This window comes from Phaeodactylibacter luteus, from assembly GCF_007993045.1.
Taxonomy (GTDB): Bacteria; Bacteroidota; Bacteroidia; order Chitinophagales; family Saprospiraceae; genus Phaeodactylibacter; species Phaeodactylibacter luteus.
The window spans coordinates 114091-134736 of record NZ_VOOR01000003.1 but is presented as its reverse complement, the minus strand read 5'-3'; the positions used below and the strand labels follow the sequence as shown (position 1 = coordinate 134736).

The 20646-nt window shown below is 54.2% G+C and carries 15 protein-coding genes; 3 read left to right on the top strand and 12 right to left on the bottom strand.

The window, feature by feature from the left end; all coding sequences use genetic code 11:
• The first annotated feature begins 774 nt into the window (after positions 1-774).
• The 3 genes from FRY97_RS02300 (at position 775) to FRY97_RS02290 (ending at position 6041) form a co-directional block, all read left to right on the top strand.
• Positions 775-3645 (top strand): SusC/RagA family TonB-linked outer membrane protein, encoded by a 2871-nt coding sequence (locus FRY97_RS02300; protein WP_147165805.1) that lies wholly within the window; start codon positions 775-777, stop codon positions 3643-3645.
• Between the two features lie 34 nt (positions 3646-3679).
• Positions 3680-4984: a RagB/SusD family nutrient uptake outer membrane protein gene (locus FRY97_RS02295; protein ID WP_147165804.1), complete on the top strand. Its 1305-nt coding sequence runs from the start codon at positions 3680-3682 to the stop codon at positions 4982-4984.
• A gap of 328 nt (positions 4985-5312) precedes the next feature.
• Positions 5313-6041, top strand: a complete 729-nt coding sequence (locus tag FRY97_RS02290; RefSeq protein WP_147165803.1) for an inorganic pyrophosphatase — start codon at positions 5313-5315, stop codon at positions 6039-6041.
• Between the two features lie 296 nt (positions 6042-6337).
• On the opposite strand, the gene FRY97_RS02285 is transcribed toward FRY97_RS02290, so the two are convergent.
• The 12 genes from FRY97_RS02285 to FRY97_RS02230 all read right to left on the bottom strand — a co-directional run bounded on the left by FRY97_RS02285 (position 6338) and on the right by FRY97_RS02230 (position 20644).
• The gene (locus FRY97_RS02285) at positions 6338-9103 is read right to left on the bottom strand and encodes a S9 family peptidase (RefSeq protein ID WP_147165802.1); all 2766 of its coding nucleotides are present in this window, start codon (positions 9101-9103) and stop codon (positions 6338-6340) included.
• A 186-nt stretch (positions 9104-9289) separates the two neighbouring features.
• Positions 9290-10021: a tyrosine-protein phosphatase gene (locus FRY97_RS02280; protein ID WP_147165801.1), complete on the bottom strand. Its 732-nt coding sequence runs from the start codon at positions 10019-10021 to the stop codon at positions 9290-9292.
• 73 nt (positions 10022-10094) lie between these two features.
• Positions 10095-11033, bottom strand: a complete 939-nt coding sequence (locus FRY97_RS02275) for a UDP-glucuronic acid decarboxylase family protein (RefSeq protein ID WP_147165800.1) — start codon at positions 11031-11033, stop codon at positions 10095-10097.
• A 52-nt stretch (positions 11034-11085) separates the two neighbouring features.
• Positions 11086-12405, bottom strand: a complete 1320-nt coding sequence (locus FRY97_RS02270; protein WP_147165799.1) for a UDP-glucose dehydrogenase family protein — start codon at positions 12403-12405, stop codon at positions 11086-11088.
• A 23-nt stretch (positions 12406-12428) separates the two neighbouring features.
• Complete coding sequence (locus FRY97_RS02265) at positions 12429-13031, bottom strand: UpxY family transcription antiterminator (RefSeq protein WP_147165798.1); 603 nt, start codon at positions 13029-13031, stop codon at positions 12429-12431.
• 33 nt (positions 13032-13064) lie between these two features.
• Positions 13065-14357, bottom strand: a complete 1293-nt coding sequence (locus FRY97_RS02260) for a nucleotide sugar dehydrogenase (protein WP_147165797.1) — start codon at positions 14355-14357, stop codon at positions 13065-13067.
• The gene (locus tag FRY97_RS02255) at positions 14350-15444 is read right to left on the bottom strand and encodes a Gfo/Idh/MocA family protein (protein ID WP_246141516.1); all 1095 of its coding nucleotides are present in this window, start codon (positions 15442-15444) and stop codon (positions 14350-14352) included. Before FRY97_RS02255 ends, FRY97_RS02260 begins: the two co-directional genes overlap by 8 nt.
• Positions 15441-16022: an acyltransferase gene (locus FRY97_RS02250; RefSeq protein ID WP_147165796.1), complete on the bottom strand. Its 582-nt coding sequence runs from the start codon at positions 16020-16022 to the stop codon at positions 15441-15443. The genes FRY97_RS02255 and FRY97_RS02250 overlap by 4 nt, the downstream gene beginning before the upstream one ends.
• Positions 16019-17164 (bottom strand): DegT/DnrJ/EryC1/StrS family aminotransferase, encoded by a 1146-nt coding sequence (locus FRY97_RS02245; RefSeq protein WP_246141515.1) that lies wholly within the window; start codon positions 17162-17164, stop codon positions 16019-16021. The genes FRY97_RS02250 and FRY97_RS02245 overlap by 4 nt, the downstream gene beginning before the upstream one ends.
• A 22-nt stretch (positions 17165-17186) precedes the next feature.
• On the bottom strand, positions 17187-18398 hold the full coding sequence (gene lhgO / locus FRY97_RS02240) for an L-2-hydroxyglutarate oxidase (protein WP_147165795.1): 1212 nt from the start codon (positions 18396-18398) through the stop codon (positions 17187-17189).
• Positions 18395-18937 carry a helix-turn-helix domain-containing protein gene (locus FRY97_RS02235; RefSeq protein ID WP_147165794.1) on the bottom strand — a complete coding sequence of 181 codons (543 nt, stop codon included), beginning with the start codon at positions 18935-18937 and terminating at the stop codon, positions 18395-18397. The genes lhgO and FRY97_RS02235 overlap by 4 nt, the downstream gene beginning before the upstream one ends.
• A 609-nt stretch (positions 18938-19546) precedes the next feature.
• On the bottom strand, positions 19547-20644 hold the full coding sequence (locus FRY97_RS02230) for a lamin tail domain-containing protein (RefSeq protein WP_170254463.1): 1098 nt from the start codon (positions 20642-20644) through the stop codon (positions 19547-19549).
• Positions 20645-20646 lie beyond the last annotated feature (2 nt).

Below are 20646 nucleotides of genomic sequence, written 5' to 3'. Positions count from 1 at the left end.
TCTTTGTCATTAGTAGGGCTTGGCTACGAGCAGGTTATATCTGCTGTGGATAAAATATTAGGCTTTTTATAAACTGCCGTTTGATTCTGGGGTTGTTTGATGGGTTTTTGAAATTTTAAATGGGCATAGGACGGTTTGTTAAATTTATTATATTTACCGTTGGTCCTCTTTCGGACGGACTGAAGATGGGGCGGCTTTCAGCCCAATGGTTTCTGCTGGCCTGATGCCCCGGCTTGCTCACAGCCTCTGCAATAAAGCATGTTCAGAGCTCGTGGCTATTGTAAATCAGTGCTTTATGAAAATAGGTTCCCCACTGGATTTAGATTTAGCCCGCTAACCTTAAATTTGGTGGCCTCTTCATAACCCTGCCGGCCGTGCTGGCACAGCAGGCAGGCGTAAATTCTTGATCTTCATGGCAGAACTGCTTCAAACAAGCGCTGATGATCATCGGATGTAGCCGGTGTGGGCCTTGCTCTGTTGGCCCCGGAACAATTAAACCCCAAGCTAAATACACTTGATGCAGCGCATCAAGGCTAGGATCTAAAGTGCACAGCAACCCTTTTGCTGTTGTGTGCAGTCTGGCTTAGGCCAAAAATCGCGTTTAAAATTTTGAAAGGTGTCGGCAATTTGCATTTTCCTCCGGAAGCAAGCCGCGTAAGGCAACTATATTTCGTTCTGTACCTGTGCCTTTCAGGGCAAAGGGGGCGGCATCGCAGATAGTGCCTGCATAAGGCCTGTATATAGCAATCATTAGTTCATTAAAACGATTAAAGTATGAAGTACTCTACAAAGCTCAGCTTGCTGCTGGCTTTACTGTTCACTTCAGTGGCAGCGACTGCCCAATTTACCGTTACCGGTAATGTATCGGACAGTAGCGGCGAGCCGCTTATCGGTGTATCCATCATTGTGAAGGGCTCCACCACAGGCACAGTTACCGATTTCAATGGCGACTTTTCGCTCAACGTTGGCGGCGAAAGCGCTGACTTGCAATTCTCTTACACGGGTTTTGCTTCTCAGACCGTGAACGTAACTTCCGGCAGCAGTACCATCAACGTAGTGCTGGAGGAGGATATCGCCAACCTGGAAGAGGTCGTTGTGACGGGACTGGCTTCGGGCATCAAGCGCTCGAACCTGGCGAACAACGTGGCGACCATTTCGGGGCAGGAGCTTACCGAAGTGACCACACAGCAAACGGTAGACGGTGCCCTGTATGGCAAGATGACAGGGGTCAATATTGTATCTACCTCGGGCGCCCCTGGCGGCGGTATCGCTATGCGACTGCGCGGCGTATCTTCTCTTACGGGCAATAATCAGCCGCTCTTCATTATCGATGGCGTTTACATCAGCAACGTGGAGATCCCCAATGGCCTTCGCTTCGCTTCCGGTGCGAATGCAGGCAACGAGGAGAACGCTTCCAACCGTATAGCTGACCTCAACCCTGAAGATATCGAGAGCATCGAGGTCTTGAAAGGGGCATCTGCTGCGGCCATCTATGGAACGCGGGCCAATGCAGGTGTTGTGATCATTACTACGAAGCAGGGCAAAGCTGGCAAAACCAAGGTGCGTTTTGAACAGGACTTCGGTGCCAATACCATTCAGCGCTATGCGGGCCGCCGTCAGTACACTGCTGATGAGGTGGAAGCCGCATTTGGCGCAGACGAGCGCAAGCTGTTCGAAGAAGCACAGGCTGCCGGGGAGATCTTTGATTACGAAAAGGAGATTTACGGCAATACCGGGTTCATCTCTGATTCTCGCCTCTCCGTTTCAGGGGGCAACGACAAAACCGTCTTCTACTTCAATACCAGCTACCGGGACGAAGAGGGCATTATCGAAAATACGGGCTTCGACCGTTTTTCTATGCGCCTGAACGTAGACCACAAAATCACCGACAAGATCCGCATTGGGGTCAACACCAACTACATCAACTCTTTCGCCAGCCGGAGCTTTACTGGCAATGAGAACGAGGGCGGATTGAGCTACGGCTACAACCTGGCTTTCACCCGCGACTGGGTCAACCTTTTCCCTGATGAGCTGGGCAACTATCCATTCAACCCTAATGCAGCGGGCAACCCTATTTTTGTGCGGGACAATACCCTTAACGAAGAGCGCAACAACCGCCTGATTTCTGGTGCCAACCTGGAGATCAACCTCTTCCAAAATGATCAGACCGTAGTTAAGGTGACCGGTAATGCGGGCTTGGATTTCCTCTTCAACGAGACCTTTGTCTATGTGCCAGAGACGCATCAGGGGCAGGTAGGGCGTCAGAATGGCTTTATCGGCGCTGGCCGCAACAAAGCCTTCAACTACAACTATCAGTCTTTCCTGGTAGTAGACCATTTCACGGAAAGCAACATCAATTTTAACACACAGGTGGGCGTGTCTTACCTCAACTTTGACCGCAACTTTGTCCTCAATCAGGCTACACAGCTCATTCCGGGGCAGCGCAGCCTCGATAATGCTGGCGCACAGGAAATCATTCAGACCCTCGGCACAGAGGAAGAGTTTGGTTTCGTGGCTCAGGAGCAGATCAACTTTGACGATAAGATTATCGGTACCCTTGGTATCCGCTTCGACAAATCAAGCTTGAACGGCGACCCCAACAAGTATTTCGCTTTCCCGCGCGCGTCTTTGGCTGTGAACGTAGCGAACTTTGACTTTTGGAACGTAGGAGCAGTCAGTCAGTTCAAACTGCGCGCAGCTTACGGTGAAACCGGCTCTTCTGCCGCCTTCGGCTCGCTGTTCACTTCTCTGGTCAGCACCAATATTGACGGGCAGGTGGGCGTTCGTGCAGGTGGCAGCCTGGGCGATGCGAACCTTGAGCCGGAGACTTCTCAGGAATTGGAGTTCGGTGCAGACATCGGTATCCTGGACAATAAGCTGAACTTGGGTATCACCTACTACATCCGCGATGTTGAGAACCTGCTCTATCAGAATAGCCTACCGACGTCAACGGGCTTTGTCAATGAGAGCCGCCGTGACTTGGACCTGCGCAACCAAGGGCTTGAAATCTCTCTTGGCCTGACCCCTGTCCGCACGGAGTCGTTCACTTGGAATTCGAACGTGAACTACTGGTTCAACCGTTCAGAGGTGACCCGTTTGGGCGTGCCTCCGTTTGTACCGCCTGGCGTTGCTTTTGGTTTGGGCTTAGGCACTTTCTTCGTGGAGCAAGGGCAGCCGATTACGCAGTTCAAAGGGAATGGGCCTGAAGGGCCAATCACTATCGGCGATTCAGAGCCGGATTTCCAGTTGGGCTGGTTCAACCAGATCAAGATTGGCAAAAACATTGATTTCAACTTCCTGACCCACTGGAAACAAGGGGGCGATGTGCTCAACCTGACCCGCCTGCTTACGGACTTGGGCGGCGTTACGCCAGAGGAGTACAGCGATTTGGAAGGCTATATCGAAGACGGTTCTTACTTCCGCCTGCGCGAAGTAGGCCTGTACTACACCCTTCCTAAGTTTACCAACGCCATCAGCCGCCTGCGCGTCGGGGTATCTGGCCGCAACCTGATCACGCTGACGGACTACAGCAGCTACGACCCTGAGGTGTCTACCAAAGGGGGTTCTGGCTTGTCCAACAGCATTGAAGTGACTCCTTTTCCGAGCTCACGTCAGGCGTACTTCCACATTACAGCGGAGTTTTAAACCTTGTTTTGTCTAATCAAAAAGCATTGTCTTTATGAAAAATATAGTATTGATTTTTTCTGCTCTGGGCTTGATGCTGCTTTCAGCCTGCACCATAGAAGAGCAGTTTGACCCCAACGGGCCTAGCGTGTCGGGAATCCTGACCAACGCTGAGCCCAACGAGCTGGACCTGCTGGTGTACGGTGCGCTTTCGCGCATGCGTACCAGCTGGGACAACTATGTGACTTCTACGGGCACAATCGCCCGGGAGCTCTACCTGTTCAATGCTGACCCTCGGAATACCGAGGATCTGCTTGGCAAAGATGGGCGCAGCTTGGACAACAACACCTTCTACCTCACTGGGCCGTTCGCGTCGAGGTATCAGACAGTGAAGAACTGCAACTTGCTGCTCGATGCTTTGGCTAGTGCTCAGGGCGCAAGCGAAGCGGAGTTGAACGGCTACCGCGGTTTTGCCAAAACCATCAAAGCCTTGATGTTCTTGCAAGAACTGATGCGCTTGAATGATAATGGCATCCGTGTAGACGTGGCCGACGCGGACAATCTCGGCCCGTTTGTGGCCAAAGGCGAAGCGTTCGCTGAGATACAAAGCTTGCTGCAGGAGGGCTTCAATGATTTGCAAGGTGCTGATTTCCACTTCGACCTCGGGCGTGGCTTTGCCGGTTTTGATACTCCGGCTTCTTTCGCGCAGTTCAACCGAGCGATTGCAGCTCGTGCCGCTGTGTATGCCGGTCAGTACGGGGATGCACTGGGTTACTTGGAAGATTCTTTCCTGGACTTGGGCGGCGATCTGATGGCTGGCCCTGAAATGGTTTTCAGCACTGCTTCTGGTGATGTGCTGAACCCTGTGTTCAAGCCAGCTGGGCAGAGCGGTGATCAGATCATCGTGCACAACGACCTCATCAGCGACATCCGGGAGAATGATACGCGGATCAGCAAATTCCGTGAGCGCGTGAGCGCTACTTCTCAGGATGGGCTCAATGGCACACACGAGATTGCGCTCTACGAGAACGCTACCTCTTCCATTGATATCATCCGCAATGAAGAGCTGGTGCTCATCTATGCCGAGGCGAATATTCAGGAGAACAACTTTGGCTTGGCAGTAGATGCCCTGAATGTCATCCGCAATGCTTATAGCTTGGGCGATTACACGGGCGATGAGTCCCGCGACGCTCTGATCGACGAGATGCTGTATCAGCGCCGGTACTCTTTCTGGGCAGAAGGCCACCGCATGTTCGACTTGCGCCGTTATGGCCTGTTGAATGCAGATTTCCTGCCCATAGACCGGGAAGGAGACTTGGTGTTCAATCAGTTCCCCATCCCGCTGAGCGAAAACCCTTAATCAGGGGAGTATAGCACTATAACAGGGCCGCCCTTTCTGTTGATACAGGAAGGGCGGTTTTGGTGTAGGGCGGGCAGCAGGAGCAAAAAATAATGCAGGCCCGCCAAAAAAATTTACATTGGGCAAGGCTGCCTGCCCATAATCTCAATTTTAATGGTTGCAGGCTGTACAAAATATTAGGGCATTTATTGATCAGGAAGGCAGCGCAGCAGGCTTAAGTCAATAGGCGCGATCAGCAGGCAGGGCAGAGATGCATGCGGAATTCGTTTACCTTTGCAAGAATGGCGGGGCCCTCCTGCCTGATTTTGGTCAACTCAAGAGATAATTTATGAGCCAACAAGCATTTGATAAGCTCTGGAAAATGATAGGGCTGCGCTACACCTCTCACCCTTGGCATGGTATAGAGATTGGAAAAGACGCGCCAGAAGTGGTGACTTCTTTCATCGAAGTTATCCCTTCGGATACTGTAAAGTACGAAATAGATAAACAGACGGGCTATCTGAAAATTGACCGCCCTCAGAAGTTTTCAAATATTGTGCCGGCCTTGTACGGCTTTATCCCCCAAACTTACTGCCGTGATGGCGTAGCGGCCATTTGCCAAGAGAAGACCGGGCGCACTGATATCATAGGCGACGATGACCCCTTGGACATTTGTGTGCTCACCGAGCGGGAGGTCACCCATGGTAATATCATCGTCCGTGCCATTCCTATTGGCGGCTTCCGTATGATTGACGGAGGGGAGGCAGACGATAAAATTATTGCGGTGCTGCGCGAAGACGAGGTCTATGGCAACTGGCGCGATATTGCAGACTTGCCGGAGAATGTCATCAACCGCTTGAAGCACTATTTCCTGACGTACAAGCAGCTGCCTGGCGAAGAACCTAAATGCGAAATCACCCACACTTATGGGCGGGAAGAGGCGATGGAGGTCATCCGGGCCAGCATGGATGACTATAACGCGGTATATGGCAACTTGGAGGAAGCGCTTTCACTGACACTTTTCGAGGCGTTCAACTTCAGCAACCGGCAACAACAGATACTGAAAGACTTGGGGTAGTGCATGGGGTACCGTGCTGTGCCTCCTCCTCTTTCTTCCCTTTGGTTGGGCAGCCCGGTTATTTTCACCTTCTTATCCAGCATTTGCACCATTTGCTAGCCCTGGCACGGCATGCAAAAGCAGGGCGCGTGAGTGATGCGGAGCCCCTTTAGGCCCGTCAAGGGCTGAGCGGCAGCGAAGGGCGCAGTGTAACGGCCCCGCTTTCCTGGGCTTGCTCAGCGCGCGGGGCACGCCCTAGTCCATTGCCCAAGCCCATACCTGTCCTATTTGGGTATGGGCCTGGGGTACGGGCTTGTTCAGAACCCTTGGTTGAGCCCTTTCGCTATGGGCGGCACACCACTCTTCATCCAATCTGGCATAGGTGCATCAAGTAGGTAGTAGTCGAAAAACTGTTGCATGCGCTGCATGAAATCGCGCCTGTTTTCGGGCTTGCGCACACCGTGTGGCTCGCCATTGTAATTGAGTAGCCAAGCGGGCTTGCCGAGCCTGCGCAGGGCGACGAAAAATTCAATGCCCTGATACCAAGGGACGGCCCCGTCTTCGTCATTGTGGAGGATAAGGACGGGGGTATTGATCTTGTCGGCGTAAAAGAGGGGGGAGTTTTCAATGTAGCGCAGGGGTTTGTCCCAGAGCGAGCCGCCCAGGCGGCTTTGGGTATGCTCGTATTGGAACATACGGCTGAGGCCAGAAGCCCAGCGTATACCGCCGTAGGCAGAGGTCATGTTGACAACAGGGGCGCCGGATTCTGCACACTTGAAGAGGTCCGTTTGAGTGATGAGGTAGGCAGACTGGTAGCCGCCCCAGCTGTGGCCTTGTACGCCCAGGCGGTCTTTGTCGATAAAGCCACGGTCGAGCAGTGAGGTGACCCCGGTGGTGATGGCATCGAGCGCACTTTCGCCGGGGTAGCCTACGCGGTAGTGGATGTCGGGTATGAAAATGACGTAGCCCCGGCTGGCGTAGTAGGGGAAGTTGATGAAGGAGCGCGGGTACCGGGGCGCCCAGTGGGTGTGCAGGCGGTCGGCATAGCGCTCGTAGAAGTAGGTCATCATGGGGTACTTCCGGCTGGGGTCAAACCCTTCGGGCTTGATGAGGATGCCTTCCATGTGCTGCCCATCGGCCCCCGTCCAGGAATAGGGCTCAGCGGTGCCCCATCGGTAGCTGCTTTGCTGTGGGTTGGCTTTGCTGATGGCGGTATGAGATTCGAGGTTGTCGGTGCTGATGCGGAGGTCAGGGAACTCGGTGAAGCTCTCCCTGGTAAACAGCAGGGTGTTGCTCTTAGCCGCCTTTTGAACGCGGGCGCTGTAATCGAAAGGCCCTTTCTGGATCTGGTTTTTCACGCCAGTGTGGATGTTGAACCAAGCGTAGCCCGAGCTTTTGTCCTCCTCGCTGAAGGTATGGAACAGCATGGGGCGCACTTCCTCGATGGAGCGTTCTTCCGGGTCGAGGGTGATATAGCGGTAGCGGGTCCGGCTTTTCCGGCCTTCGGTCAGGTTGTTGGGGGCAAGGTTGTCGAGGGGGTCGATGAGCCAGATGTCGTAGCGGTCATAGAGCATGATGAAGTCATCTTCGGTGGTCCAGCCCGCAAGGCCGTATGGGCTAGGGTGCATGGGGCGGTCGTTGAGCTCATCATAAAAAGGAGTGCTGACAGCTGTGGCCAGGGTGTGGAGCTCTTTTTTCTCAATGGAGTAGGCGTACCAGATAGAATCTGGCTGGCTGTACCAATAAGCGTAGCGGGCCTTTGGGGACAAGCGGGGCGAGCCGGCTATGCCTTTTGCGATGCGGGTGCTTTTTCCGGTCTCCACCTCGATGAGATAAATATCGCGGCGGACAGGGAAGCCTTCCCAGCTTGAAGGCAGGACATAGGGCTCTTCATTGGTGCCCAGGGCGTAGGCGGCATTGCCTTCATTGCCGAGGGTGATATCGGGTATGCCAGGGCGGCCCAATTGTACAGCTTGGCGGGTGGAGCTCAGCCATACGCAATCATAAGATTTTTTCCGGGTGCTTTCCAGGCGCACTTCTTCTTGTGTATACAGGCGTTTGTCTTGGTAGGTCCATACTTCTACCTGCACTTTCTCTTCCTCAAGCAGGGTAGTGTCTGGCAATAGAGGAGGGGGAGCGATCCCAAAGAACAGGCGGTCCCCGTTTTCGGAGAATTCGGGGGTCCTGTGCTCGCTGATGAGCCAGCCGTCGGGCAGGAAAGCCGCTGCGGTATCTGCTGCAGCTGTAAGTGCCCCATTCTGCCAATGGTAGAGCGAATAGGGCGTCGCTCGGTGCTCAAGGGTATCCTGTAGAGCCAGGAAAGCGGCACGGGTGCCTGATTGATGAATGGCCATTTTGCCGTAGTGGCCTTGCCCGGCAAGCAGGGGCGTGAGCTGCCGGGTAGGGCAGTCGAAGAGGTAGATGCCCTTCTGAAAGCTGCTGTCCTGCCCAGTGCTGTGGATGAGGAAGCGCGAGGCTTCTTCTGCAGCGGTGAAAGACTTGACGTAGCGGATGCTATCTTCCTGCCCGGTACGGAGGTTGCGGATGACAAGGGTGCTGCCATTGTCGTTGTTTTCCTTTTTGACCTTGACAGAATCCGGCAGGCTGCTATCTCGGGGCATGGGCTCCAGGTGATAGGCCATCCATCCTTCCCATTTTTCGGGCATGTAAAAGGCTTTCACGTTAGGGATTTTCAAGGGCTGGCTTTCGCCTAAAGTGAGCAGCGCAAGGGTGTCATTGGGCAGGTCTTTTTTCTTGACTTTTCGCCTGCGCATGGCCTTCACCGTATCCTGCAGCGGGTGGATCTCGAAAGCTAGGAAACGGCTGTCGAAGCTGAACTGTGCATTGGAAGCGTGTGGGAAGGTTAGGGAAGATTGGCTGCTAGCCTGGTAGAGGTAGACGGACGGGTCGCCTGTATTGGGCTGCAGGTGGTAGGCTGCCCACTGCCCGTTAGGGCTCAGTTTAGGGTCTTCTATTTGGTTCCATTTGTCGATAGCGTCTAGGGTAAGGGCTGGCTTTTGCCCGGCGAGGGGGGTAGCCAAGGATAAGGAAAGGGCAATAAACAGGTAGAATGATTGGCGCATGCTCTTCTTTCTTTGCGGTAGGTCAATAGATCAGCCGTGCTGTTGGCCGGCCTTGCAATAGGGTAACAGGCATGGAAATTAATGGTTTTTGAAAGGATGGCCATGCTTTTCCTTGAAATAATGAAGGCCGCCGGGCGAGGCGGTGCGTTTAAGGTATGATTTTGGAGCCGTGCAGGCCAGGGCGCCTCAGAGGGTGTCGTTGCGGAGGGTAGCCTGCCCAAGCGCTTTGGCAATGCCGGGGTCCTGAAGGGCTGCCTCCAAGCGTTCGGCGTGGCGGTCATGGTGAAGGTCTGAGGCTGCGTAATCGATCAGCCCGGCTTTTAGTAGAGCAAGGGCGTTTTCTCGTGTAGGCTTGCCATAATACCCTGTAAGGGATAAAAGGTTCAGCTGGAATTCGCAGCCCCGCTCCCTCAGCTCTTGGTAGCGGCTCATGCGCTCCCTTAGGAAGAGGTAGCGCTCCGGATGGGCAAGGACGGGCCTATAGCCTTTGGTCTGCAGGCGGAAAAGATAGGCATCGAGTTTGGGCGGCTCAGAGATGAAGCTCATTTCTACGAGCACGCGGTTGCCAGGCAGGGCAAGGAGATTGCCGGTTTCAAGCAAGGCTTCAAAGCCTTCGTCCATCAGGTACTCTGCTGCTGCATCCAAGGGGAGGCTGATGCCTGCTTCCTGCATAGCTTTCCTTACTTCATCCCTTTTGGCCAGAATGGCCTCTGGAGTATTGGGGTAGAGGTCGGCCATGATGTGGGGCGTGGTGATCAGGCGGGTAAAGCCCATATCAGCAAGGCGCCGGATGAGCCGGAGGCTGTCCGCCATGTCTTTGGCGCCATCGTCAATGCCTGGCAGCAGATGAGAGTGGAAATCGGTGCCTAAGAACCTGTAACTGCCTAGCGGGCGTGTTTTTTTGAAAAAGCTGAACATAGTGGCAATTGAAGCGCATGAAAAAAACGCCCGGCGTTACTGCCGGGCGCAACCGTTGTTTTGCTGTACGGCCCTACTTGACGTGCTCCCGGAAGTAGTCGAGGGTTATTTTCAGCCCTTCTGCCCGGGGTACGGTAGGTTCCCAGCCAAGAATCTCTCTGGCTTTGGTAATATCAGGCTGCCGGACCTTGGGGTCGTCTTTTGGCAGCTCTTTGTAAGTGATTTTCGCGTCGGGGTTGCCGACCAGCGCGAGGATTTCTTCCGCAAAACCCTTGATGGAGATTTCGTCGGGGTTGCCGATGTTGACCGGGAGGTGGTGTCCGCTCAGGAGCAGGCGGTAGATGCCCTCTACGAGATCGTCTACATAACAAAAGGAGCGGGTTTGGGAGCCGTCTCCAAATACGGTCAGCCCCTCGCCCCTTATGGCTTGCGCAAAGAAAGCGGGGAGGGCGCGCCCGTCGTCAACACGCATGCGCGGGCCATAGGTATTGAAGATGCGCACAATACGGGTTTCCACGCCGTGGAAGTTGTGGTAGGCCATGGTGATGGCTTCCAGGAACCGCTTAGCCTCATCGTATACGCCCCTTGGCCCGACCGGGTTGACATTGCCCCAGTAGTCTTCTTTTTGTGGGTGGATGAGGGGGTCGCCATACACTTCAGAAGTAGACGCGACGAGTATACGGGCTTTTTTGGCTTTTGCCAGCCCAAGAAGGTTGTGCGTGCCCAGTGCGCCTACTTTGAGCGTTTGAATAGGCATTTTGAGGTAATCAATGGGGCTGGCTGGAGAAGCGAAGTGGAGGATGTAATCCAGCTCTCCGGGCACGTGTACGAACTTGGTGATATCGTGGTGGTAATATTCGAACTCCTTAAGGGGGAAGAGGTGCTGAATATTGTCGAGGCTGCCGGTCAGGAGGTTGTCCATGCCAATAACATGGTAGCCCTCCTTGATGAAGCGGTCACAAAGGTGTGAGCCGAGGAAGCCGGCGGCGCCGGTGATGAGTACTCGTTTCATAGAGGTATAACATTAAGACGGGGGCGTGGACGCCCCCGGGATGGTTGTGAATTTAGTTGGCTTGAACGGTGTTGCGGCCTATGCTATCGTAATAGAAGCCCTCTGCAGCCATCGTTTTGGGGTCGTAAATATTGCGGCCGTCAAAAATAACAGGCTGGGAGAGGAGCTCTTTGAGCACCTTGTAGCTTGGGCTGCGGAAAACAGGCCATTCGGTAATGACGGCCAGGGCATCTGCGCCGATCAGGGCTTCGTACTGTTCCTCTACAAATTGGATCCGGCTGCCAAAAACGGCTTTCACATTATCCATAGCCTCCGGGTCGAAGGCTTTGATGTCCGCCCCGGCTTCCAGCAGCTCTTCAATGATGGTCAGGGCAGGGGCTTCCCGTATATCATCGGTATTGGGCTTGAAAGCAAGCCCCCAGATCGCGATGGTTTTCCCATTGAGGCTGCCGCCAAAGTGGGCGATGATCTTCTGGCTAAGGATCTGTTTCTGCTTGGTATTGACCCCCATCACGGCATTGAGGATGTTGAAGTCGTAGCCGTATTCTGTAGCCGTTTTGGCCAAGGCCTGTACGTCTTTGGGGAAACAGGAGCCTCCGTAGCCAACGCCAGGGAAAAGGAACCGCTTGCCGATACGGGTATCGGAGCCCATGCCCAGGCGTACCATATCTACATTAGCGCCTACGCGCTCGCATAGGTTGGCGATTTCATTCATAAAGGAGATGCGTGTGGCCAGGTAGGAGTTGGCCGCGTATTTGGTCATTTCCGCAGAGCGCTCGTCCATATAATAAATGGGGTTGCCTTGCCGGACAAAAGGCTCGTATAAGCGGCCCATGACTTCCCTTGCCCGGGCTGATTCTGTGCCAATGACGACCCGGTCCGGCTTCATGAAGTCTTCAACCGCTACGCCTTCCCGCAAGAACTCAGGGTTGGAGACCACATCGAAGAGGCTTTCGGACAGATTTTCTGCCAAGAGGGCGTGTACTTTCTCGGCAGTACCTACCGGGACCGTGCTTTTGTCGACAATCACGGTGTATTCTGTTATGATTTTGGAGAGGTCGCCGGCAACGCCCAGGACATAAGACAAATCCGCTGAGCCGTCTTCACCGGGGGGCGTGGGCAGTGCCAGAAAGATGATCTCTGCCCCTTTGATGCCCTCTGCCAGGTTGGTGGTAAATGTCAATCGGCCTTGGCGGGTATTGCGGTCGAATAGGGTGTCCAGCCCAGGCTCATAGATGGGGATCTCTCCGTTTTGCAGGCGGTTGACTTTATTTTCATCGATGTCAACACAGGTCACGTGGTTGCCTGTTTCTGCAAAGCAGGTGCCGGTGACCAAGCCGACATATCCTGTTCCAATAACTGCAATATTCATAAGTGGTGGGTTATTTCGTTTGATTATAGATACTTTTTGAAACCGCCTTTGTCCTGTTTTTGCTCTTCTGCCGGGGCTGCTGCTGCTTTAATGCGCTTGAGCCTGGAAGGCTCTATGGCCATGTGGATAGAATAGCCCATGGTCTCGAGTGCTACAACGAAGTTTTTCTCGTTTTGCTGCCCCATAAGGATGCCCTTCACGCCGGTCATGCTGCCGCCTATGATTTCGACCTGATCGCCCACGGCGAGGGTGCCCTGCTGCACTTCCATTTCCACCTCTTCCCCTATGATGAGCCTTAAGATATCAATTTCCCGTTCTGGGATAGAAATCAGGTTGCGGGAAAAGGTGACAAAGCGCAGGACATCATCGGTTTCTAATACCGGGACGTACTCCTGCTTTTTAATTTTGACAAACACGTAGCAATTGATGAGCGGCAGCTCCAGGTGTTTGACTTTGCGGGTATATTTCCGGGTAACCTTTTGCAAAGGCAGGAAGTGTTCTATGCCTTTGGCTGCTAGCCGCTTGGCCACCATCTTCTCGCGCTTGAAATTGGTGTATACCGCAAACCACCGGGCTTCCTCGTTGGAAAGATGGTTTTCTTTTTTCTCTTGAGCAGCAATGCTCATGGTTAAGGATTTTGGGGTTGAGAAATCAGATGCTTAAAGCCGCCAATACGTGATGCCGGCACCCTCAGGAGCCGGGTAAACGCCCTTGATGTCCATGATTACAGGGTCTGTTTTGCAGATGGACTTGAAGTAGCCCATGTCATAGGCTTTGTATTCATTGTGGTTGACGGCCACAAGCACAGCGTCGTAGTCATCTGATATATTGTCTACAAGGGTGAGCTTGTACTCTTTTGCCACTTCATTGGGGGAAGCGTGCGGATCGGTAATGTGCACGTTGATGGAGAACTGCATGATTTCCCGGGCAAGTTCTGCCACTTTTGAGTTCCGGATATCGGCCACGTTCTCTTTAAACGTAATCCCCATAATAAGCACCTTGCAATTGCCAGGGTTTTTGCCTTTCTGAATCAGCATCTGCACCAGCCGTTTGGCGATGAAGCCCGGCATGCCATCGTTGATGCGGCGCCCACTTAGGATGACCTGCGGGTCATAGCCCAGCTGTTTGGCCTTGTGGGTCAGGTAGTAAGGGTCTACGCCTATGCAGTGCCCGCCTACCAGCCCCGGGGTGAACTTGATAAAGTTCCATTTGGTAGCCGCTGCGTCTAGCACCTGATTGGTGTCAATGCCCATTTTGTCGAAGATGATGGCGAGCTCGTTGACAAAGGAGATATTCAGGTCCCGCTGTGTGTTTTCAATGACTTTAGCGGCCTCAGCGACTTTAATGCTCGGAGCCTGATAGATGCCAGCGGTGATGATGGCACCGTAGGTCTTCGCGATTTCAGCAAGCGCTTCCTCATCGCTTCCGGACACGATTTTCAGGATTTTATCTATTGTCCGTTCTTTATCCCCGGGGTTGATGCGCTCGGGAGAATAGCCGATTTTGAAATCGGTGCCGAGTTTCAGCCCCGACTCCGCTTCGAGGATGGGCAGGCAGTCTTCCTCGGTACAGCCAGGGTAAACCGTAGATTCGAAGATAACGTAATCGCCTTTTTTCAAGGCTTTCCCTACGGCGTGGGAGGCCGATAGCACCGGGCTGAGGTTGGGTACCTTGCTCTCATTTACGGGTGTAGGGACGGCAACGATATGGAAATGTGCGTCTTTGAGCATAGCAGGGTCAGCGGTAAAGGTGATCCGCTTGTTGTCGAAGGCGGTGCTATCCAGCTCTTCGGAGGGGTCTATGCCTTGCTTCATCAGTGCCACCCGGTCTTCGCTGATATCGAAGCCGATCACTTCGAAGTCGCGGGCAAATTCAAGGGCCAGGGGAAGGCCTACATAGCCCAGCCCAATGACAGAGATTTTCTTTTTTCTTTGTTGCAGTGCCTCAAACATGACTTTTCGTTTTTAAGGGGTTAGCGGTAGCCGGCGGCCAGGAGGCGGCCATTGGGCGGCTGCCCGCCTGATATATTCGTTCTATCATATCCACGACCTTCATGCCTTCAAGGGCATTTGTGGTGGTTTCTTTTTGGCCTTTGAGCACCTCTACGACGTTTTGGATGACATGATGGTGATTGGCGGCGGAGCCTTGGTAGCCACCGTACTCATTGGCGGGCTGTGCAGCCGGCAGCTCCGGCATGTCATAGCCTTCAATATGGCAATAGGCGACTTCGTTCATATACTGCCCGCCGAGTTTCACCGTGCCTTTTGAGCCAACTGCCGTCAGCGTGCTCTCAAAGTTTTGCCCCCATACTGCTGTGGAGAACGTCAGGCTGCCCATCCCGCCCTGCACGAGCTCAAAAAAAGCGGTGCCGCTATCTTCAAAAGCCGTGGTGTGGCTGTGGGCAAAATCATAAAACTGGCTCTGTATGCGGTGAATGTCCCCGAAGATCCAGTACAGAATGTCTATGAAATGGGCAAACTGAGTGTACAAAGTACCCCCATCGAGCTGAGGATGGCCGTGCCAGGGGTGGGGGGCGCCGCCCGGGCGGTAGTACCTTTCATCCCGGTTCCAATAGCATTGCACTTGTACGAGGTGGATGTCCCCAAGCAGGCCTTGTTTTATCAGGCCATGCAGCCACTGCGCAGCAGGGGAATAGCGGTTTTGCATTACGCAGAACACTTGCCGGGATACATTCAGGGCTTTATGGATGATACGCTCGCAATCTGCCCGGCTCAATGCCATAGGTTTTTCTACCACCACATGTTTGCCGTGGCTTAACGCGCTCAGGCTCTGCTCTGCGTGCAGCCCATTGGGGGTGCAGATACAGCAGACGTGGATGCCAGGGTTGGCGCTGAGCAGTGCTTCCCAATCCTGGTAAAAAGGCACATTCTCCGGTAGGCCCAGCGTGTTTTCTGCTGCTATATCACAGACGGCGGCGAGCTCGCAGGCGGGGTTGGCTGCAATCATGGCAGCGTGGCGTTTCCCGATATGGCCGAAACCCGCAATTGCAAACCTTACGGGGCCGTCGATGTGCATCATAATTGTTCTGGTTTTACCAATCCATTGGTGAGGGCGTACCACAGCCCTGTCTCGGGGCACTGTGCCCGGGTGCCACCTTTGAAATCTAAAGGCAGGCCTGCGCGGCTCCGCCATCCGGCCTGCCGGGCGGGCGCGCCGACGACCAATGCGTGTGCAGGCACATCCTTAGTGACCACTGCCCCCGCGCCGATAAAAGCATAGGCGCCGATCCGGGCGCCGCAGACTATCGTGGCGTTGGCACCGATAGTAGCCCCTTTTTCGATGTAGGTCGTCTCATACTGCCCCTGCCTGTTGATGGCAGAACGGGGGTTGCGCACATTGGTGAACACTGCGCTCGGGCCTATGAATACTTCATCTTCGCAAATGACCCCCTCATAAAGACTGACGTTGTTTTGGACCTTCACGCGGCTGCCCAAGCGGACCTGCCCGGCGATGAATACGTTCTGCCCCAGATTGCAGGCTTCGCCCACTACCGCACCAGGCATGATATGGCAGAAGTGCCAGACTTTGGTGCCCGGTCCGATTTGTGCCCCGTCGTCTATGCAGGCGGTCGGATGTGCGAAGAAAGAACTGCTCATGCGCCAAAAAAGGATTTGACCGCCTTGGTGATATGGCTCAGTGCGGCTTCGTCCAGCTCCGTATGCATTGGGAGCGAAATGACTTCCCCGCACAAGGCTTCCGTTACCGGCAATTGTACATCCGGGTTGGCCATTGCCCCTTTATAGGCTTCTTGATGGTGCAATGGGACTGGGTAGTAAATCATATTGGGTATGCCCTGCTCTTGCAGGTGGGCTTGTAGTGCATCGCGCTTCCCGCCGGCTACCTTTAGGGTATACTGATGGAAAACGTGGGTTGACTTAGGGTCTCGGGCCGGTGTAGCCAGCTCTGCCACTTCTGCGAAAGCAGCATCGTAATAGGCTGCTGCCTGCTGACGGGCTTCGGCATATTGGTCCAAGTGTTTCAGCTTGATGTCTAAGATAGCAGCCTGTATGCTGTCGAGGCGGGAGTTAACGCCGATCATATCGTGATAATAGCGCTTCACCTGCCCGTGGTTGGCGATCATTTGCAGCTTTTGCCCCAGTTTTTCATCATTGGTGTAGAGGGCCCCGCCATCTCCGAAAGCGCCCAGGTTTTTGGATGGGTAAAAGGAGGTACAGCCAATGTGGCCGATAGTCCCTGTTTTTTGAGTATGCCCGTCAGCGAAGGTGTAATCAGCGCCGATGGCCTGCGCATTGTCTTCGATGACCCAAAGCCCGTGCTTTTCCGCCAGGGCCATAATGGGCTCGAGGTCGCAGCTCTGCCCAAAAAGGTTGACCGGCACAATGGCTTTAGTGCGGGGGGTTATGGACTGCGCTACAATTTCAGGGGTGATGTTGAAGGTGTGTGGGTCGACATCCGCCATGACGGGCTTCAGCCCCAGCAGGGCGATGACTTCTGCTGTAGCTACGTAAGTGAAGGCAGGCAAGATGACTTCGTCTCCGGGCTTCAGCCCAGCGGCCATGAGCGCAATTTGGAGCGCATCTGTCCCGTTGGCACAGGGGATGACCTGCTTTGCGCCGAGGTAAGCCTCCATATTGGCTTGGAAACTGCGCACTGCCGGCCCGTTGATGAAAGCCCCGGAGCGGATCACCTCAATGACCGCTGCATCAATTTCACCCTGCAGCTTTTGGTATTGAGTTTTAAGGTCGACCATTTGTATGTTCATAGGAGAAGTAGCCATTCGTATTGGTTTATGATGATCTTTACAGTTGTTTCAATGCCTTTTGTGCCACCGTTTCCCCTATGGCAAGGGAAGCGGTAGCCGCCGGTGAAGGGGCGTTGCATACGTGGATGGCCCCTTTTTGTTCAAGGATGCGGAAATCGTCGATCAGGGTGCCATCTGGCGCACAGGCCATAGCTCTTACCCCTGCTCCGCCCCTTTGCAGATCGGCCTCGCCCACCTCCGGTATAAGGTGCTGCAGGGCCCGTACAAAAGCCGCTTTTGAATAAGAGCGGTAAAGCTCTCCCAGCCCGTCTCTCCAGTATTTCCGCGCAATCTGCTGAAAGCCCGGGAAGCTGAGCGTTTCAAGGAGCTCTTTATAATTGACATCCCAACGGCTATAGCCTTCTCTTGCGAAGGCAAGTACAGCATTAGGGCCCGCCTCTATGCCTCCGTGTATCATACGCGTATAATGCACGCCGAGGAAGGGGAAGTTGGGGTTGGGCACAGGGTAAACCAGGTTGTTGACCAAGTGCTGCCGTTCAGGTTTAAGTTCATAGTATTCTCCGCGGAAAGGCAGTATCTGCAGGCCGAGGCCCGGGGTAGTCTGCTTAGCCATTTTGTCGGCGTAAAGCCCGGCACAGCTGATGACAAGCCGGGCTTGCAGGGCTTGCTTTTCCGTTTGGACCAGCATTTTGCCGTTGGGCTGCCGCCCTATCTTCAAAACCGGCTCGCTAAAGTACGCTTTTCCTCCTTTTTCCAAAACCAAATGCAGGTAGCGTTCTGCTACGGCCTTGTAGTCGATAATACCGGCCTGCGGCACCCATATGGCTTCCAATGCATTGACATGCGGCTCTATTTCCCGGCATTCGCCGGCAGAGATGATTTTCACCCCCTGCATGCCGTTGGCCCTGCCCCGTTCCAATATGCCGCGCAGCCGGGGCTGCTCTTCCGCACGGGTGGCCACAATGACCTTCCCACAGATATCGTGCGGGATATCGTGCTGCCGGGCAAAGCCAAGCAGATAGCGGTAGCCTTTTGCACAATTCAGTGCTTTGGAGCCGCCCGGCTTGTAGTAGATCCCGGAGTGGATAACGCCGCTGTTGTGACCGGTCTGATGCCGTGCAGGGCCTTCTTCTTTCTCCAAGATGGCGATTTTGAGCTTTGGGGAGATGCGGGATAGCTGATAGGCGGTAGCAAGCCCTACAATGCCCGCGCCGATCAGCGCTACGTCGTAGCTGTTGGGTTCGCTCATGCCTCTTTATCTTTTGACCATAGCAGCAAGGGGGAAGGGTGGAACTGAGCAAGCACTGCTACAGAGGCTTTCTCACTGGGGTAAAGCAAAAAACGGATTTTCCGGTGTACTGCCTTTTCAGCTTTCTCAATCAGCTCGAGCAGGTAGCTGCGGTCTATCTCCCCAAAAATGAGCAAGTCAATGATCGGGCTGTCTGTGCCGCGGGAGAAGTCGCCGATCAGGAAAACCTTCTCTACATTGCCCAACCGCTCTATCACTTGTTCGATAATGCTGTTGAGCCCAATTTGCTTGAGCAGTATCCGGTGGACTTCCTCGAAGAGCGGGTGCTCGGCGTTGGCCCGGAATACTTTTTTATTGCCGACCAGCTCTGCATTCAGCATCCCGGCTTCCTCCAAGCGGTTCAGCTCCACGCGGATCGCATTGGAGGATTCCCCAAACTCTTGCTGTAGGCTCCTCAGGTAGCCGGTAGTATTGGCATTGATGAAGAACTTCTTCAGGAGCTTTATCCGTGTTTTGCTGGATATCAGCGTTTCTATCATATCATAATGAGTAAAAAAAGTACTCAAAAAGAACTAGCTCATGCCGCAAGTTTAGATAATCTTTTTCAAAAGAATGCGTGTAGCGCAGAAAAAATAATGGTGTATTTCCAGTTGCTGAATGCGCTTTGCTGTCCACAGGGCAGGTATGGCAATAACCCTGCTATCGCGCTCCACGCTGCCAAATGCTGCCCTGTTCATATGTCTGCAAGGCTATTTTAAGCCTGAGTAAGCTAAAGACCGTTTGCCGTATTTGGGGCCTGCCCCTGCCCGATGGCAGGTGCCGCTATGCTCCGGGGCTCGCTGTCCGCTCGGCCCTACCGGGCTTGCCACCCCTCCGCAGCGCTAGTCCGGTCCCGTCCTGCAGCCGGTAAGGCTGAAGCGGCCCAGAAATTTTAGACTTGATATTCCACTTGCAACCTGCCGGCTAAGCTAGTGGTCTGTCAAGTGTTAATTTATGGGTTGAGTGGGAGCGAATTTTGAGGCTAATCAAGGCGGATGTTCCCGCGCATAGCAGCGCTACGTAAGGGGTTGTCCAACGAAGAGTAGCCTCAAAAGTCGCCGCAGGCAACCCCTAGTTTTAGCCTTGACAGACCACTAGGCCAGCACCTTTCAATCGATGATAAAGAACCGGGCTGCCTGCTGCCGGTCGGGAGTGCGCAGTACAGCGGCATAGCTGCCACGTGGCAGCCCCTGTAGCCCGAAAGCCATGCTTTTGCTACCTGATGGGACCGTTAATTGCTTGTTTATGCACCCGTTCAGGCCAGTGAGGAGCAACGTGCTGCCTTCGGGGGCGGGGCTGCCCCATTGCAAGTGCACCTGTGTGGTGGCAAAGGTGGGGTAGGCGCTCAGCTGAGCGGGCTCAGATTGGGCTACTTGTACCTGCACCGGGCCATAATAGGCCAGCTGTCCATCAAAGTCAGCTTGCCGCAAGCGGTAGAAGTGCAGCCCCGGCCGGGGCAAAGGGGCTGAAAAGTAGTATGCCTGTGGCGCTTGGGTGGTGCCCTGGCCTTGCACCCGGCCGATCTCTGAAAAAGCCCGGCCGTCAGTACTGTGTTCAATAGCAAAATAGTCGTTGTTCAGTTCTGTTGCCGTTGCCCACTTTAGAGCAACCTCCCCTGCCACTGCCCTGGCACTGAAAGCAGTTAGGGCGACCGGGAGCATCGTATTCCCCGACTGCGCAGGTGAGCCCAGGTTGTCCTGAGCATAGCCAATGTACTGAAAAGATGCGGTCGCAGCCTGGTAAGCCGATTCTACGGTAATCCCGGCAGCCTGGCTGTTCACGTCGGTGAGCTCCATGGCTACGCCTTCCAGCTGCCCGTTGGTATAGAAGGTCTGTGCAATGATTTTCCCATTGCAGATCAGCTGGATCTGGTCGCCGCCAAAGTTGTTGAGGTTAAAAGGGGGAGGGGAGGAGGGGAAATAAAAAGCTGCATCCGGTACAGCGCTCCGGCCGAGTACTGCGAAGGACTTCCCGGGCACTAGCACGAACTCATCAATGGTGACCATAGTGGCAGACCCATCGTGTAGCGTACACCCTTGTAGGGAAAGCGGGAAATCGGTACGGTTGTAGACTTCGATGTATTCGCCCTGCTCATCTGGGGCACCGGCTGGGTTGGCCATGTATTCTGAAATGACAAAATCGCCCGGAGACTGGGCAGGGGAAGTAAGGGCCAGGCATAGCAGGCCCAGGGTGATAGGTGTTCTCATCG